The sequence below is a fragment of the Pantoea sp. PNA 03-3 genome, from assembly GCF_003201175.1.
GTDB classification, from domain to species: Bacteria; Pseudomonadota; Gammaproteobacteria; order Enterobacterales; family Enterobacteriaceae; genus Pantoea; species Pantoea stewartii.
In genome coordinates this window covers 195,719-212,003 of sequence record NZ_QICO01000002.1, presented here as the reverse complement: position 1 = coordinate 212,003, position 16,285 = coordinate 195,719, and the positions used below count along the sequence as shown (strand labels likewise).

Annotated in this window: 10 protein-coding genes; 1 reads left to right on the top strand and 9 read right to left on the bottom strand. The window is 58.4% G+C overall.

What is annotated here, in order from left to right:
* Positions 1-34 precede the first annotated feature (34 nt).
* From C7433_RS07305 to atzF, 9 genes are all read right to left on the bottom strand, one after another.
* Complete coding sequence (locus tag C7433_RS07305; RefSeq protein WP_110267870.1) at positions 35-2,152, bottom strand: TonB-dependent siderophore receptor; 2,118 nt, start codon at positions 2,150-2,152, stop codon at positions 35-37.
* Between the two features lie 288 nt (positions 2,153-2,440).
* Positions 2,441-3,139, bottom strand: coding sequence for an urea ABC transporter ATP-binding subunit UrtE (urtE, locus tag C7433_RS07300; RefSeq protein WP_110267869.1), 699 nt, complete (start codon positions 3,137-3,139; stop codon positions 2,441-2,443).
* A complete protein-coding gene (urtD, locus tag C7433_RS07295; protein ID WP_039338787.1) occupies positions 3,140-3,931 on the bottom strand; it encodes an urea ABC transporter ATP-binding protein UrtD in 792 nt (263 codons plus the stop codon).
* The gene (gene urtC / locus C7433_RS07290; RefSeq protein ID WP_039338785.1) at positions 3,924-5,000 is read right to left on the bottom strand and encodes an urea ABC transporter permease subunit UrtC; all 1,077 of its coding nucleotides are present in this window, start codon (positions 4,998-5,000) and stop codon (positions 3,924-3,926) included. Before urtC ends, urtD begins: the two co-directional genes overlap by 8 nt.
* Positions 5,000-6,565 carry an urea ABC transporter permease subunit UrtB gene (gene urtB / locus C7433_RS07285; RefSeq protein WP_110268091.1) on the bottom strand — a complete coding sequence of 522 codons (1,566 nt, stop codon included), beginning with the start codon at positions 6,563-6,565 and terminating at the stop codon, positions 5,000-5,002. The genes urtC and urtB overlap by 1 nt, the downstream gene beginning before the upstream one ends.
* 77 nt (positions 6,566-6,642) lie before the next feature.
* Positions 6,643-7,911 carry an urea ABC transporter substrate-binding protein gene (gene urtA / locus C7433_RS07280; protein WP_033740212.1) on the bottom strand — a complete coding sequence of 423 codons (1,269 nt, stop codon included), beginning with the start codon at positions 7,909-7,911 and terminating at the stop codon, positions 6,643-6,645.
* Positions 7,912-7,941: 30 nt separating this feature from the next.
* A complete protein-coding gene (locus C7433_RS07275; protein ID WP_110267868.1) occupies positions 7,942-8,643 on the bottom strand; it encodes a GntR family transcriptional regulator in 702 nt (233 codons plus the stop codon).
* 9 nt (positions 8,644-8,652) lie between these two features.
* The gene (gene uca, locus C7433_RS07270) at positions 8,653-12,270 is read right to left on the bottom strand and encodes an urea carboxylase (protein ID WP_110267867.1); all 3,618 of its coding nucleotides are present in this window, start codon (positions 12,268-12,270) and stop codon (positions 8,653-8,655) included.
* Between the two features lie 2 nt (positions 12,271-12,272).
* Complete coding sequence (gene atzF, locus C7433_RS07265; RefSeq protein ID WP_058702083.1) at positions 12,273-14,069, bottom strand: allophanate hydrolase; 1,797 nt, start codon at positions 14,067-14,069, stop codon at positions 12,273-12,275.
* 270 nt (positions 14,070-14,339) lie between these two features.
* Between atzF and sltY the strand changes: the two genes are divergently transcribed.
* Entirely contained in the window at positions 14,340-16,259 is a 1,920-nt protein-coding gene (gene sltY / locus C7433_RS07260) for a murein transglycosylase (RefSeq protein ID WP_110267866.1), read from the top strand.
* The last annotated feature ends 26 nt before the right edge of the window (positions 16,260-16,285 follow it).

Here is a 16,285-nt window from a genome sequence, read left to right as displayed (position 1 = left end):
TGACAGGCGGCACGGATTGCCGCCCTGGGAGGGATCAGAAATCGTAGCCGACGGTCGCCACCACGGTGCGCTCTGCGCCCCAGTAGCAGAAGCCCGTGCCGTAGCAGGCAGAAACGTAGTCGCGATCGGTCAGGTTATTGGCATTAAGCTGCACAAACGCGCCTTTGAGGCTGCTGTTCCAGGCACCTAAATCAGCGCGGACCGAGGCGTCAAACAGCGTAGCGGAAGGCAGACGTGTGGTGTTCTCATTGTCTGCCCACTGCCGACCAATGTAACGCACGCCAGCACCGACGCTGATTCCCGCATCAAACTGGTATTTCGCCCAGGCAGACGCCATCGAGTCAGGCGTCACGTAAGGCGTGTGGCCGTTATTGCCGTCGATGGAATCTTTGAAGCGCCCATGGTTCACCGTCACGCTCGCCAGCGTGCTCAGTCGCGGGGTGAGCTGATTATGCGCTTCCAGTTCGAGGCCCTGAGAGTGCACTTTGCCAGCCGGTTCATAATAGGAGCCTACTACCACGCGGTTACCGACATCATTCTGTGTCAGGTCGTAGATCGCGGCGGAGTAGAGATCGGACGTGCCCACGGGCTGGTACTTAATGCCGGTCTCATACTGCTCCGAGGTCGTTGGCTTCAGCAGGTTACCATCCCGTCCGGAAAGGGATTGTGGCGTAATGGCCTGGCTGTAGCTGACGTAGGGCGAAATCCCGTTATCAAAGGCATACAGCAGCGCCGCCCGGCCACTGACGTGATCATCCTGACGACGATATTGGGTATCGGTGCTGTACTGGCGGTTTTCAGAAACGATGCGATCGTAGCGGCCTGAGAGATCCAGATGCCATTTGTCCCATTTCAGCTCATCCTGCAGGTACACGCCGGTTTGATAGTAACGACGCTGTGAATTTGTAAACACGTAAGCCGGATTCACGCCCATGGCCTGACCTGTCAGCGCATTGAGTGAACTGGCCGGGCCGCTGGCACCCCGTAAATCGTTCGTGTACTGATGGTATTCCGCACCGAGCACCACCTTGTGATCCACCGGACCGGTATCAAAGTCGGCTTCCAGCTGGTTATCAATCGCGTACGCCTGCAGCGACGAACGCGAGCCGGAATAGTAGCGATTGAGCAGTTCTGACTGCGGTGATGCCCAGCCAATCTGATAAACCTGATCCAGATCGACATTGGAATGGGAGTAGCTGGCATTCGAGCGAAACGCCCAGGTTTCATTAAAGCGGTGAGCGAATTCCGCGCTGTAAATCTGCTCTCGCCGCTTGAACTGATCCAGCGCGCTGTCGCCATCATAGAAACCGGTGCTGAGCTTACGCCCGTTATGTTCGGTGATGCTGCCGTCCCCTGGCACGGCACTGTGATAGCCGCCGGACGGATCTTTTTGCAGATAAGCGCGCAGCAGGAGTGACGTATCCTCATCAGGTTGCCACAGCAGTGAAGGCGAAATCGCATATTTTTCTTCGCGTGTGTGATCGTACTGCGTATCACTGTTGCGCGTTATGCCGGTCAGACGAAACGCCCACTGATCGTTGATGGCATTGGTGTAATCAAACGCAGCGCCGTTGGTGTTATGGTTGCCGGTAGACAAACGGAAATGTCCCTCAGGCGCATACTGCGGACGTCTGGAGCTTTCCATCACTAAGCCACCCGGCACCGTCTGTCCATAGAGGGCAGAAGAAGGACCTTTGATCACATCAATACGGTCGAGGAACCAGGGATCGACCTGCAGCACGTTATAGCTGCCGGGATCGCTCATCAGACGCAGACCGTCCAGGAAAATGTTATCGACATCGCCGCCGTGGAAGCCGCGCAGAGAGACCGTGTCGTAGCGGGTGGCTGCGCCAGCGAAGTTCGTGAAGGCACCGGCGGTGTAGTTAAGCGCCTGATTCACATCCATTGCGCCCTGATCGGCCATTTGCTGGCGCGTCACGACCGAAACGGACTGACCGGTGGTGATCAAAGGACGATCGGTTTTGGTTGCCCCTTTACTGACGGTCGCCGTGTAGCCTTCAGTGGGCGTGGTCGATGTTTCTTCCGGCTTTGCTGTCACCACCAGCGTATCGGCGGCAAAGGAGACCGCAGGGGCGGCAATGGCGATGGAACACAGTAGCGCTAACCGTTTCGGGCCAAAAGGCATTCTCATTGTTTATCCCTTACAAAGGCAAATACAACGCGCCCGGCAGAAGAAAGGCGCAGAAAGTCATGTGACAAAGGTGTTATGCACATTGAATGCAAATGAGAATTATTATACTTGCTGTTATTTATTACAAGATGTCTTGTGCGTTATTACACAAGAATTTAACGACGGAAATGAAACGGGCCGGTCACGGATGCGTACCGTGGGCGTGCATGGCTCATGTGGGAAGAAAGCTCAGGGTGCCGCGATCCAGGCAGGTCAGCCTGCGCGCCGACCTGCCTGACAGGAGGAGAATCAGATGGCGACCAGGCTCTGCACGTTATCCGTTTCCATCTCTTCACCGCGCCCGCGCTGGATAATTTCACCGCGCGACATGACCAGATAGCGGTCGGCCAGGTCCGCGGCAAAATCATAAAACTGCTCGACCAGCAGAATCGCCATGTCGCCGCGCTGTGCCAGTTGGCGGATCACCAGGCCAATCTCTTTGATCACTGAAGGCTGAATCCCTTCGGTAGGCTCGTCGAGGATCAGCAACTGTGGACGGCTGGCCAGCGCCCGGCCAATGGCCAACTGCTGTTGCTGGCCGCCGGACAGATCGCCGCCCCGGCGGGATTTCATATCGAACAATACCGGAAACAGCTGGTAAATCTCTTCAGGCACCTGCTTTGCCTGCGAGGATGAGAAGCGTGACAGGCCCATCAGCAGATTCTCTTCAACCGTCAGACGCGGAAAAATCTCCCGCCCCTGCGGCACGTAAGCCATGCCGGCCTGCACGCGCTGGTGGGGCTTTCGCCCGTTGATGATATTGTCCTGCCAGCGCACCTCGCCCGATTTAGCCGGTATTAAGCCCATCAGGCATTTCAGCAGCGTGGTTTTCCCCACACCGTTGCGGCCGAGCAGGCAGGTGACTTCACCCTGTTTAACCTCAAAAGACAGGCCACGCAGAATGTGGCTGCCGCCATAATACTGATGCAGTTCAGATACCTGTAACATTTAGCGCCCCAAATAAACGTCAATGACCTGCTCGTTGGCCTGTACCTCGCGCAGGGAACCTTCTGCCAGTACGGCTCCCTGATGCAAAACGGTGACGTGATCGGCAATGGTTTCCACGAAGCCCATATCGTGCTCAACCACCATAAGTGAATGCTTGCCCGCCAGACTGCGAAACAGTTCGGCGGTGTAGTCAGTTTCCGCATCGGTCATGCCCGCAGCGGGCTCATCAAGCAGCAGCAGGTGCGGTTCCTGCACCAGCAGCATGCCGATTTCAAGAAATTGCTTTTGGCCGTGCGACAGCAGACCTGCCGGTCGCTGGCGGGCGGCGCTAAGCCGCAGCAGCGTCAGGATCTCATCGATCCGATCCCGTTGCGCGCTGTCAAGGCGCGCACGCAGGCTGGCCCAGACGGTTTTGGTGGTTTTCAGGGCAATCTCCAGATTCTCAAATACCGTCAGCGCTTCAAACACTGTCGGCTTCTGAAATTTGCGCCCAATTCCGCTACGGGCAATCTCCACCGGCGACAGGGCGATGAGGTTTTTATCCTGATCGTAAATGACCTGCCCTGTGTCGGGACGCGTTTTGCCGGTAATAACGTCCATCAGCGTGGTTTTACCTGCGCCATTAGGGCCAATGATGCAGCGCAGTTCACCGACACCAATCTGCAAAGAAAGATTGTTAAGCGCACGAAAGCCCTCAAAGGTTACGGTGATGTTAGCCAACTGCAGGACCGGATCGCGCCGGGCACGATAACGATCGGCTGGCAGGGTTTGGGTGAACAGGGTCTCAGTCATCTTTTCTCCGGCGCAGTAAACCCATCACGCCACGCGGCAGAAACAGCGTGACCAAAATAAACATCATCCCCAGGAAAAACAGCCAGTACTCCGGAAAAGCCACGGTGAAGACGCTTTTCGCGCCGTTGACGATGGCGGCCCCGAGCAGCGGACCGATAAGCGTACCGCGCCCGCCAAGTGCGACCCAGATAGCGGCTTCAATGGAGTTGGTCGGGGACATTTCACTGGGGTTAATAATGCCAACCTGGGGCACATAGAGCGCGCCTGCCAGGCCACATAGCATGGCCGAGAGGGTCCAGACGAACAGCTTAAAACCCCGGGGATCGTAACCGCAGAACATCAGGCGGTTTTCGGCATCCCGAACAGCGGTCAGCACCCGGCCAAATTTACTGCGGGCCAGCGCGAAGCCCAGCACCAGGCTTGCTAACAGCAGCAGGACGGTAGCAATAAACAAGCCGATGCGCGTGTTGGTTGAGGTCACACTAAAGCCCAGCAGGGTCGTAAAACCGGTAAAGCCGTTGTTACCGCCAAAACCGGTTTCGTTGCGAAAGAACAGCAGCATGCCGGCATAGGTCAGCGCCTGGGTCATGATGGAGAAATACACGCCTTTGATTTTCGAGCGGAAGGCAAAGAAACCAAACACCAGCGCCAGCAGGCCCGGCACGAGGACAATCAGACACAGCGCCCAGGCGAAATGCTGCGTGCCTGCCCAAAACCACGGCAGCCGATCCCAGGACAGGAAGGTCATAAACGCGGGCAGGCTGTCCCCGGAGGCCTGGCGCATCAGGTACATGCCCATCGCATAGCCGCCCAGCGCAAAAAACAGGCCATGCCCCAGAGAAAGTAAGCCCGCATAACCCCACACCAGATCCAGCGCCACCGCGACCACGGCGTAGCACAGAATTTTACCGACCAGCGTTAAGGTATAGGTGGAGATCGCCAGCGGATGCGAGGCGGGCAGCAGTGCCAGGAACGGCATGATCAGCAGCAGCAGCGTAACGACTGCGCCAATGCCCAGCGTCAGGCGCGGTGCCTGACGCGTCAGACGTAAGGTGAGAGGTTGCGTCATCAGTCAGTCACCCTTCCTTTCACGGCAAACAGTCCCTGCGGACGTTTTTGAATAAACAGCACGATCAACACCAGAATAAGGATTTTCCCCAATACGGCCCCCATCTGCGGCTCCAGCACTTTGTTGAGAATGCCCAGTCCCAGTGCGGCGACCACGGTTCCGGCAAGCTGGCCGACGCCGCCCAGCACCACCACCAGGAAAGAGTCGATGATGTAGCCCTGGCCCAGTTCTGGCCCGACATTGCCTAACTGCGACAGGGCGACGCCGCCCAGCCCCGCGATACCGGAACCCAGACCAAATGCCAGCATGTCCACGCGGCCCGTCGGCACGCCACAGCAGTCGGCCATGGCCCGGTTTTGGGTGACGGCGCGCACGTTCATCCCCAGCCGCGTACGGTTGAGAAGCAGCCAGGTTAGTATCAGCACAAACACCACGAACAGGATGACTGCAATGCGGTTCCAGGGCAGAACCAGATTGGGCAGCACCTGCAATCCGCCCGACAGCCAGGCGGGATTGGCGACCTCCAGGTTCTGCGCACCAAACAGCATACGCACCAGCTGAATCAGCATCAGGCTGATGCCCCAGGTCGCGAGCAGGGTTTCCAGCGGGCGGCCATACAAATGGCGAATGATAGTGCGCTCCAGCGCCATTCCTATGGCTGCCGTCATCAGAAACGCGACCGGCAGCGCCAGCAGCGGATACCAGGCGATATACTGCGGAGCAAACTGCTGAAACAGGTTTTGTACCAGCCAGGTGGCGTACGCGCCCAGCATCAGCATTTCACCGTGCGCCATATTGATCACCCCCAGCAGACCGTAGGTGATGGCCAGGCCCAGCGCGGCCAGCAGCAGGATCGATCCCAGCGAGAGCCCGCTGAATGCCTGTCCCAGCAGATCGCCCCACATCAGGCGACTTTTCATCTGCTTCAGGCTGTCTGCCGCTGCCTCGCGTACCGTTTCATCGGGCTCGGCTGCGGGCTGCGTCAGGCGCTGCAGGCTGGCCTGAGTATTAGGATCGCTGGATTCGCCCAGCAGTTTGACCGCTCTAAGCCGCACTATCGGCTGCGGGCTGGTCAGCTGCAGACTGGCCGCCGTCATGGCCAGCGCAGCATGAACCTGAGGATCCGTTTCAACACTGAGGCGTTTTTCTATGAGCGGAAGCAGGTCAGCGGCCGCGTCGTTTTGTAACTGTTGCGCCGCGCGCAGGCGCACGCCGGCATCAGGGCTTACCAGCTGATGGGCGGCGAGAGCACTGGCGACCAGTACACGCAGACGGTTGTTCATAAACAGCTTTTTAACGTCGCCGTTGGGCTGTGCGGCGTCATCCAGTGGCTGAAGCGTATTCCCGGTTTTACTAAAGGGATGGTGGTCCTGATCCGTCACGACGGTTTCGGCTTTTAACGCTTCCAGCAAGGGTAAACGGCGGGCATCTGGCGCAGCGGCCCACTGTTGCAGCAGATCGGCCTGCTGAGTTCGGCTGGCGGCGGCAAAATCCGTAGCGGGTCCGGCGCTGGCAAACAGCGGCAGAAGCAGCAATAACGCTAAAAAATTCAGGCGAAGCATCATGGTGAGCCTCATCAAAAGGGCGAGCATAGGATGTCCTGACGGCCGCCCTCACAGCCAGCGCGAGGGCGGTCTGAGTTTTACTGCGTCGTTTTCACGGGATGATCCGGTTTTTTATCATTGCCGGGAATATACGGGCTCCAGGGCTGGGCACGTACCGGTTTGTCCGTCTGCCAGACCACGTTAAACTGACCGTTTTCTTCAACTTCGCCAATCATCACGGGTTTGTGCAGATGGTGGTTGGTCTGATCCATCGTCAGGGTAAACCCGTCCGGGGCCTTAAAGGTCTGACCGGCCATGGCCGCACGCACTTTATCCACATTGGTCGTACCGGCTTTCTCGACGGCCTGCGCCCACATATGAATGCCTACGTAGGTGGCTTCCATCGGGTCATTGGTTACCACGGTGCTGGCATTCGGCAGATTGTGCGCTTTTGCATAAGCCCGATAGTCGGCAACAAATTTCGCGTTGGTCGGATTATCTAAGGATTCAAAATAGTTCCAGGCTGCCAGCTGACCGACCAGCGGTTTAGTATCAATCCCACGAAGTTCCTCTTCACCCACCGAGAAGGCTACGACCGGGATATCGGTGGCTTTGATGCCCTGGTTAGCCAGTTCCTTGTAGAACGGTACGTTGGAATCGCCATTGATGGTGGAGACCACCGCGGTTTTGCCGCCAGCGGCGAACGTCTTGATATTAGAGACGATGGTCTGGTAATCGCTGTAGCCAAACGGGGTGTACACTTCCTCGATATCTTTATCCTGCACGCCTTTTGAATGCAGGAAGGCGCGTAAAATCTTGTTGGTGGTGCGGGGATAAACATAATCTGTTCCCAGCAGGAAGAAACGTTTGGCCCCGCCGCCATCCTGGCTCATCAGGTATTCCACCGCCGGAATCGCCTGCTGGTTTGGTGCTGCACCGGTATAAAAGACGTTCGGCGACATCTCTTCACCTTCGTACTGCACCGGATAGAAGAGCAGACCATTCAGTTCTTCAAAGACCGGCAGCACGGATTTGCGCGATACCGAGGTCCAGCAACCAAACACCACAGCCACTTTGTCCTGGGTCAGCAGTTGCCGGGCTTTCTCGGCGAACAGCGGCCAGTTTGAGGCTGGATCCACCACTACGGGCTCCAGTTTTTTCCCCAGCACGCCGCCTTTGGCGTTAATTTCATCGATGGTCATCAGGGCGACATCTTTAAGTGGCGTTTCAGAAATGGCCATGGTGCCGGAAAGGGAGTGCATGATGCCTACTTTAATGGTGTCAGCCGCCTGAGCGCTCCAGGCGAACCCCATGCCCGCGACGGTAGCTGAGAGAGCAAAAGCTTTAAGCAATGAACGTCTTTTCATCGATGATAAACCCCTAATGGTATGGATACGTTATTCAATGGGTTGAAGCCGGGCCTGCTGGAGCATGTGTAGCGTGATTTTTCTGACCTCCGCTTTACTGACGGCAATGTGCCCGGTCAGGATCTGGCGGGCGTCGCCGGTTTCTTGCAATAAAATGGCCCGCAAAATCTGTGCGTGTTCGCGATAGGTCGCCGCAATACGATCTTCCCGGGTAAAATCAAGCCGCCGGATAATGCGGATTTTCTCTGTCAGCTCGGCATGGATCCGCGCCATTTCCGCATTGCCCGCGGCGGCGACCAGCGTCATATGAAACGCCTCATCATGCTGTGAAACCCGCTTGCCATCTTCTACCTGCGCGGCTTCGCACCAGAACTGATACAGCTCGCGTAGTCGGTCGGCGCACTGGGTCGGCGGCAACGCACACAGGCGCGTGACCGCCTCGCACTCCAGGACGGTACGCAAATCGTACAGCTCTTCGAAGTAGGCAAAATCAAAGGCTTTCACCTGCCAGCCGCTGCGAAACCACACGTCGACATAGCCTTCACGCTCCAGCCAGAACAGGGCCTGGCGAACCGGGGTGCGGCTGACCGCCATGCGCTCTGCAATCTCACTTTCGCTGAAGCGGTCGCCGGGCATCAGGCGGAACTCAAAAATGTCGTTTTTCAGTGCCTGGTAAACCCGTTCTGCCAGTGCTTCCGGGCGGGCTTTGCTTCGTGGTGATCGGGTCGTCATCGGCGCTCCTTATTCCAGCCACAGCAGCGTGTCGCCAGGGCTGACAGGGCGGCCGGCCTGGCAGGCCACGCGTTTCACCCGACCCGCGCAGGGAGCCGTAATGGCCAGTTCCATTTTCATTGCCTCAACAATCACCAGCGTTTGTCCGGCGCTCACCGTCTCGCCCGCCTGCACCAGCACTTTCCAGATATTGCCGTTCATATCTGCCTGTACAGCCTGCGCGCTGTTATCCTCAGCGGGCGCGTCTGACTCGGCCTCAGTGGAAGCGGGGGCTTCCGGCTCCTCCTGCGACCAGAGCCGAACCTCCTGCTCAAATGCCGCGGCCTGGCGCTGGCGAAACGCCGCTATGTCGTCGGCGTTCGCCGCCAGAAACGCCTGGTGAGCGGCAAAATCGAATTCAGTTTCTTCGATACGCAGCGCAGCTCGGCCCTCGCGGAAATCATCACGAAGTTGCGCCAGTTCCTCTTCGCTCACCGGATAGAAGCGCACCTGATCGAAGAAGCGCAGGAGCCAGGGCTCACCGGCACCGAACTGCGGGTTTTTCAGGAAGGTGTTCCAGATGGGTAACGTACGGCCGACCAGCTGGTAACCGCCGGGAGAGTCCATGCCGTAAATGCACATGTACATGCCGCCGATGCCGACGGTGCCCTCTGCGGTAAAGGTACGGGCCGGACTGTACTTGGAGCTGAGCAGGCGATGGCGAGGATCAATCGGCACCGCGCAGGGTGCACCCAGATAAACATCGCCCAGGCCCAAAATCAGGTAGCTGGCATTGAACAGCGTATCGCGGACCTGTTCACGATCGGATAATCCATTGATACGTTGAATAAAATCGACATTATTGGGTAGCCAGGGCGCGCTGGCGCGCACGGTTTCTTTATAACGTTCGACGGCACCGAGCGTGGCGCTGTCTTCAAACGCCATCGGCATCCAGACAATGCGAGAGGGCACTTTCAGCGTGCTGACATCACCGAGCATGGCTTCCCGGGCCAGCAGCTCGGACATTAACTGGGACTGCGACAGGGTAAGGCTGTCATAGCGAATTTGCAGTGAACGCACGCCGGGGGAGAGCTCTTCGATGCCGTCAACCGGTCGCTCACGCAGCGACGCCATCAGCAGATGAACACGGAGGCGGAGCGCCAGATCCAGCACGTTGTCGCCATATTCGATCAGAATGTATTTATCGCCGGCCTGACGATACACCGCCTGCGGTGTGGTGTCGGTGGCGGCAACGGCGGCGAGCACGGTAGCGGAGCCAAAGCGGTTGTCGGCCAGCGACGGCACGTCAAACGTCTGCGCCGTGTGCGGACGCAACGTGGCGATGACCTGCAACCGGGCATTTTCCAGCGCGACGGCTTCTTCGACGCTGATGGGATGGAAGCGAATTTTATCGCCCGGTTTGACCTGGCCGACCTTCCACAGTTCGGCTTTGGCTATCGTCACCGGGCAGACAAAGCCGCCGAGGCTGGGACCGTCGTGGGTCAGGATGACCGGAAAGTCACCGGTGAAGTTGATTGCGCCAATCGCGTATTCACAGTCGTGCACGTTGGACGGATGCAGGCCCGCTTCACCGCCGTTAGCGCGCGTCCAGGTCGGTTTAGGCCCGACCAGACGTACACCAAGGCGGTTGGAGTTGTAGTGAACCTGCCAGTCGCTGGCGAAGAATTCATCGATGGCGGCCTGGGTGAAAAAGTCAGGTGCGCCGTGCGGTCCGTACAGGACACCAATGTGCCATTCGCTGGTGTACGTTGGGATCAGCGCCGGGCTGAGTGCCTGCGGAGCGCTGACCGGCGCGGGCGTGGTGCAGGCTGCCAGTGACGGTTGCGAGACAGGCAGCATATCGGCAACCCGAAGCGTGCGACCGGCGTGCCCGCCAAACTGGCCCAGAGAAAAGGTGGAACGACTGCCAAGGTATTCCGGGACATCAAAGCCGTTACGGATAGCCAGATAACAGCGGCAACCGCGCTGGGCGCGACCCAGTGTCAGCGTTTGGCCAGCATTGACCGTTATCGGCTGCCAGTTGCTGACAGGGATGCCATCCAGCGTGGCACCGCAGTCTGCCCCTGTGAGAGCAAGGGTCGCCGCGCAATGAAAGCGCAGCGTTGGGCCCTGCAGGGTAAATTCCAGCCCGGCCGCCGACTCATGATTTCCGACGATGCGGTTGGCAAGGCGGAAGGCATAATCATCCATCGGACCTGACGGCGGTACGCCGATATTCCAGTAACCCAGACGGCCCGGCACGTCCTGGATGGAGCTGAACGTGCCCGCCTGCAGCACTTCGACTACGGCTGCCGCGGGCGTAAAGCTGTCCAGAAAACGTGTCCAGACCTTGCCGCTACGGAACGCCTCGGTGGCCACGATCTGCCGCAGATAATCAAGATTGGTGGCGATACCGTGCAGTTGTGTGGCGTTCAGTGCGCATTGCAGTTTTTCCAGCGCCGCCTCTCGCGTGTCCGCATGGACGATGAGCTTGGCGATCATCGGATCGTAATAGCTGGAAACCTCGCTGCCGGTCGTCACCCAACTGTCCACACGGACATCGTCAGGAAAACTGACATGCGTGAGCACGCCGGGGCTGGGCTGGAAGTTTTTTAACGGATCTTCGGCGTACAAACGGACTTCAATCGACGCGCCCTGCGGTGCCTGCTGCAGGCGCGGCCAGTCGATCGCTTCGTCAGCGGCGACGCGCAACATGCATTCCACCAGGTCGAGGCCGGTGACGCATTCGGTGACCGGATGCTCAACCTGCAGGCGGGTATTCACTTCCAGGAAATAGAAGGCGTCCTGCTGTGCATCATAAATGTATTCCACGGTCCCCGCGCTGCGGTAATTGACTACCTCACCCAGCCGAACGGCCGAGGCGAGCAACGCCGCGCGCGTGGCCGCGGGCAGGCAGGGCGCGGGGGTTTCCTCCACCACTTTCTGGTTGCGGCGTTGCAGCGAACAGTCGCGCTCACCCAGCGCCACCACGGTGCCCTTGCCATCACCGAAGATCTGCACTTCCACGTGGCGGGCATGATCGATACAGCGTTCGAGGAAAACGCCGGCATCACTAAAGAATTGTTCGCCCAGTCGACGGACGCTCTCCCAGGCATTGCGCAGTGCCCCGGCGTCGGCACAGCGCGTCAGTCCAATGCCTCCGCCGCCTGCCGTGCTTTTTAACATCACCGGATAACCGATGGATTCGGCTGCGCTGAGGGCGTCATCAAGTGTGTTGAGCAGCGGCGTGCCTGGCGTCATCGGTACTCCGGCCTGCGCGGCTAACTCACGCGCGCGATGTTTCAGCCCAAACTCGCCAATCTGCGCAGCCGTGGGACCGACAAACACGATACCGGCCTCTTCACAGGCGGCAGCAAAGGGCAGACTCTCTGACAGAAAACCATAGCCGGGCCAGACCGCCTGGGCGCCCGTTTCCTGCGCCGCCGCCAGAATTTTGTCGATGCGCAGATAGCTGTCACTGGCTTTGTCGCCGCCCAGACCCACGGCGATATCCGCCTCTTTCACATGCTGCGCGTTGCGGTCGGCATCGGAAAACACGGCCACGCTTTTAATGCCCAGACGTTTCAGCGTGCGGATGGCGCGACAGGCAATTTCACCCCGGTTAGCAATCAGGACTGTGCTGAACATAATTAGTTACTCCCAGGCGAGGCAAGCCAGTTACGCCAGCCGCCAAATTCAGTGATTTCCAGCGCGCCGGTTAGCGCGGCACCTTCACAAATAAAGCCTTTCACCACACGTCCATCGGCAAGCGTCAGATTGCCAATGCCCAGTGGGGCAGGAATTTCCGCCACAAACTCACCGAAGCGCGCCAGCGGGATATCCCAGAGTTCAACGGTAATGGCCGTCCCCTGTTCTGTGCGCATCAGGCCGGGTTTCTTAATCGGACCCTCTAATAAGGCAAACAGGCGATACTGGCTGGCGGTCTGCGTCTCTTCCACCAGAACGGCCTGGCGCGTGGTGAGCTGGAAATTAAGGGGCATCCCGGTCAGGTGTGCGCCGACGACGGCCACACGAACATGATCGTGGGATGGAGGAAGCGCCATCGGGGAGGGCGGCAGTGGCAGGCCGGTTGCGCCGAGAGGCAGGGCCAGAGCCTGCTGCCAGCGCAGGCCAAACTGCGCCAGCGCGCGGTCATGCCAGGCGGGAGCGATGAGCGTAATGCCCGCCGGCAGGTCGTCGTTTCTGAACGGGGCGGGCAGGGCCAGTGCAGCAAGATCGGCCAGATTAGTGAAGTTGGTATAAGTGCCAAAATGCGCGTTATACAGCACCGGCTCCTGCTGCATTTCGTCCAGCGTGTAAATGGTGGGCGAGGTGGGCACCACCAGCGCATCAAACGAGGCCAGAACCTGCTGAATGTGCCGGGCCAGTTCGGCACGCTGGTATTCGGCCTGCCAGGCATCCACGGCGCTGTACTTCAGGCCATTCGCCACAATGCCGTGGACCACCGGATCCATGTTCTCTGGCTGGTTAAGCATCTCGCCTACGGCGACGGTGCGCTCGGCGACCCACGGACCCTGATAAAGCTGCTCGGCGAGCTGGCGGAAAGGGGTAAAGTCAATGGGATGCAACGTCGCGCCGGTCGCCTTCAGTGCGCTGAGCGCGGCATCCCAGGCGGCTTCGGCGGCGGCATCATCGTAAAATTCCGGTGTAGCCGGAATGGCGAAATCAGGACGGGCTTTCATGCCTGCCGGTGCCGTACGGGGATTTACGCGCGAATAGGCGTCTTTCTCGTCGTAGCCACCGGCCAGGCTGGCCACGGTAAAGGCGTCTTCAACCGTCAACGCAAACACCGAAATCGTATCGTTCAGGCGACAGGCCGGGACCACACCACGGGCAGAGAACCAGCCCTTTGTCGGTTTCAGGCCGACAATATTGTTAAACCCTGCCGGCACCCGACCTGACCCGGCGGTGTCAGTGCCGAGTGAGAAAGCCACCAGGCCACGCGCCAGTACCGAGGCCGATCCGGAACTGGATCCGCCACTGACAAAATCCGGATCAAAGGTATTACACACCGCGCCATAAGGTGACCGTGTGCCCACCAGGCCGGTTGCAAACTGATCAAGGTTGGTTTTGCCGATGACCACCGCACCTGCTGCTTTCAGGCGCGCCACCACAAAGGCATCCTCTTCAGCGGTGTAGCTAAACGCCGGGCAGGCGGCGGTGGTCGGCCAGCCTGCGACATCAATATTGTCTTTGACCGCGAACGGCACACCGAACAAAGGAAGCGCGTCGGGATCCTGCTGATAGCGTGCCAGAAGCGGCGTGATTTGTGCTTCGAGCTGCGCCGGACTGGCAAGACAGATCCAGGCATTATCACTGGGTTCCTGTTCCGCCAGGTGGGTTGCCAGCAACGTGTGAAGCTGCTGTGGGTGCTGCCGGGCGCGTTGCTGCCATTCGCTAAGGGTCAAGCCAGATGTTGAAGCCATGCAATAAATTCCAACTGGTATACAAGATGGCATTCAACAGAGCAAAGGCTGTGCCAGATTTTTAACTTGATGAATCAAAGAGATAAAGCGGCATGCCATAAGTTTATGTGATGATAAAATGCACAACGGTAGCGCAGAACGTGTGACATTGCGGTGCGCCACGCCTGCGCAAAGGTAAATTTTGTGAAGAACATGGCAAGAGTGGCTTCCCCTGGTTAGCATGAATAACGTCTGGCACCCTGCCAGGGCCCAGCAACAGAGGAGATTTACGTGGAGAAGTGGCGTAACGGGATGATAGGGATCTGCCTGGTGAGCATGGCCGGCAGCGCATGGGCTGATTCGCTTGATCAACAACGGCAACGATATCAACAGATTAAACAGGCGTGGGACAGTAACCAGATGGCGACAGTCGATCAACTGTTACCGACGCTGCAGGATTATCCGCTTTATCCCTACTTAGAATACCGTTTGCTGGCGCAGGATCTCGATCAGGAAACCAGCCTGGCGGTGCAGAACTTCATTCAAAAGTACCCCACCTTGCCCCCGGCACGGTCGCTGAAAACACGGTTTGTGAACGTGCTGGCCCATCGTCAGGACTGGCAAGGCGTACTGAATTTCAGCCCGGATGAACCGACGCCGGTGCAGGCGCGCTGCAACTGGTATTACGCAAAATGGTCTACCGGTCAGCAGCAGGCGGCCTTTGCGGGCGCAAAAGCGATTTGGCTGCGCGGCACCGCCTTGCCGAATGACTGTGACAAGCTGTTTTCAGTCTGGCAGGCCTCAGGGCAGCTCTCGCCTATTACGGTGCTGGAGCGCATTCGTCTGGCGATGAAAGCGGGCAATGACAGCCTGGTCAGCTATCTGGCGAAGATGCTGCCCGCTGATTATAAGACGATGTCGGATGCCTTACTGACGCTGCAGAAAGATCCCCAGTCCGTAACGACTTTTGCCAACAGCGTTGGTGCCACCGACTTTACGCGCCAGGCCACTATCTTTGCCTTCGCCCGTGTGGCGCGTGCCGATATGGAAAATGCCCGCAGCATGATTCCCGAACTGGTCCGGGCGCAAAAAATGGGGCCGGAGGATGAACAGGCGCTGAAGGAGATTGTGGTCTGGCGCATGATGGGCAGCGATCTGACTTCTGAGCAAGCGCGCTGGCGCGATGCGGTAGTGATGAACAGCGAATCAACTGCCTTGCTGGAGCGGCGCGTCCGCCTGGCGCTGAGTGAAAATGACCGTCGTGGCCTGAATACCTGGATTGCCCGTCTGCCGGTAGAAGCGAAAGAGAAAGACGAATGGCAATACTGGCAGGCCGATCTGCTCTATTCCAAAGATCGCAAAGAAGAAGCCGATGAGATTCTGCGCAAACTGATGACGTTACGCGGCTTTTACCCGATGGTGGCTGCACAGCGTCTGGGCGTGAATTATCCTCTGCAGGTAGATGCCGCACCGAAACCCGACAGCGCCACGATACAGGGGCCCGAGCTGGCCCGGGTACGCGAGCTGATGTACTGGGGGCTGGATAATCTGGCGCGAAGCGAATGGGCCAACCTGATTAACAGCAAAACCCATGTCCAGCAGCAGATGCTGGCGCGTTACGCAAGCGAGCAGGACTGGTGGGATCTCAGCGTACAGGCCACCATCACCGCAAAAATGTGGGACAGCCTGAAAGAACGCTTCCCGCTGGCATGGCAGAATCTTTATAAGCAGAACACACAGGGGAAAACCATTCCGCAGAGCTATGCGATGGCGATTTCCCGTCAGGAAAGTGCGTGGAACCCGAAAGCGCGTTCCCCGGTCGGTGCGAGTGGCCTGATGCAAATTATGCCCGCCACCGCCACGCATACCGTGAAGATGTTTAGCATTCCTGGCTATGTGAATCCGTCTCAGCTGTTCGATCCGCAAACCAATATCCAGATTGGCACGCAGTATCTGGATTATGTCTATCAGCAGTTTGATAAGAACCGGATCTTCGCCTCGGCGGCCTACAACGCCGGGCCCGGTCGCGTACGGACCTGGCAAAACAGCACCGCGGGCAATCTGAGTGCCGTCGCCTTCATCGAAACCATTCCGTTTTCCGAAACGCGGGGTTACGTGAAGAATGTGCTGGCTTACGATGCCTACTATCGCTACTTCCTGGGCCAGCCTGACAAGATCCTGTCAGATGCTGAGTGGAATCGCCGTTACTAGCTGTGTTAAGCTTCCGTACTCTTTAG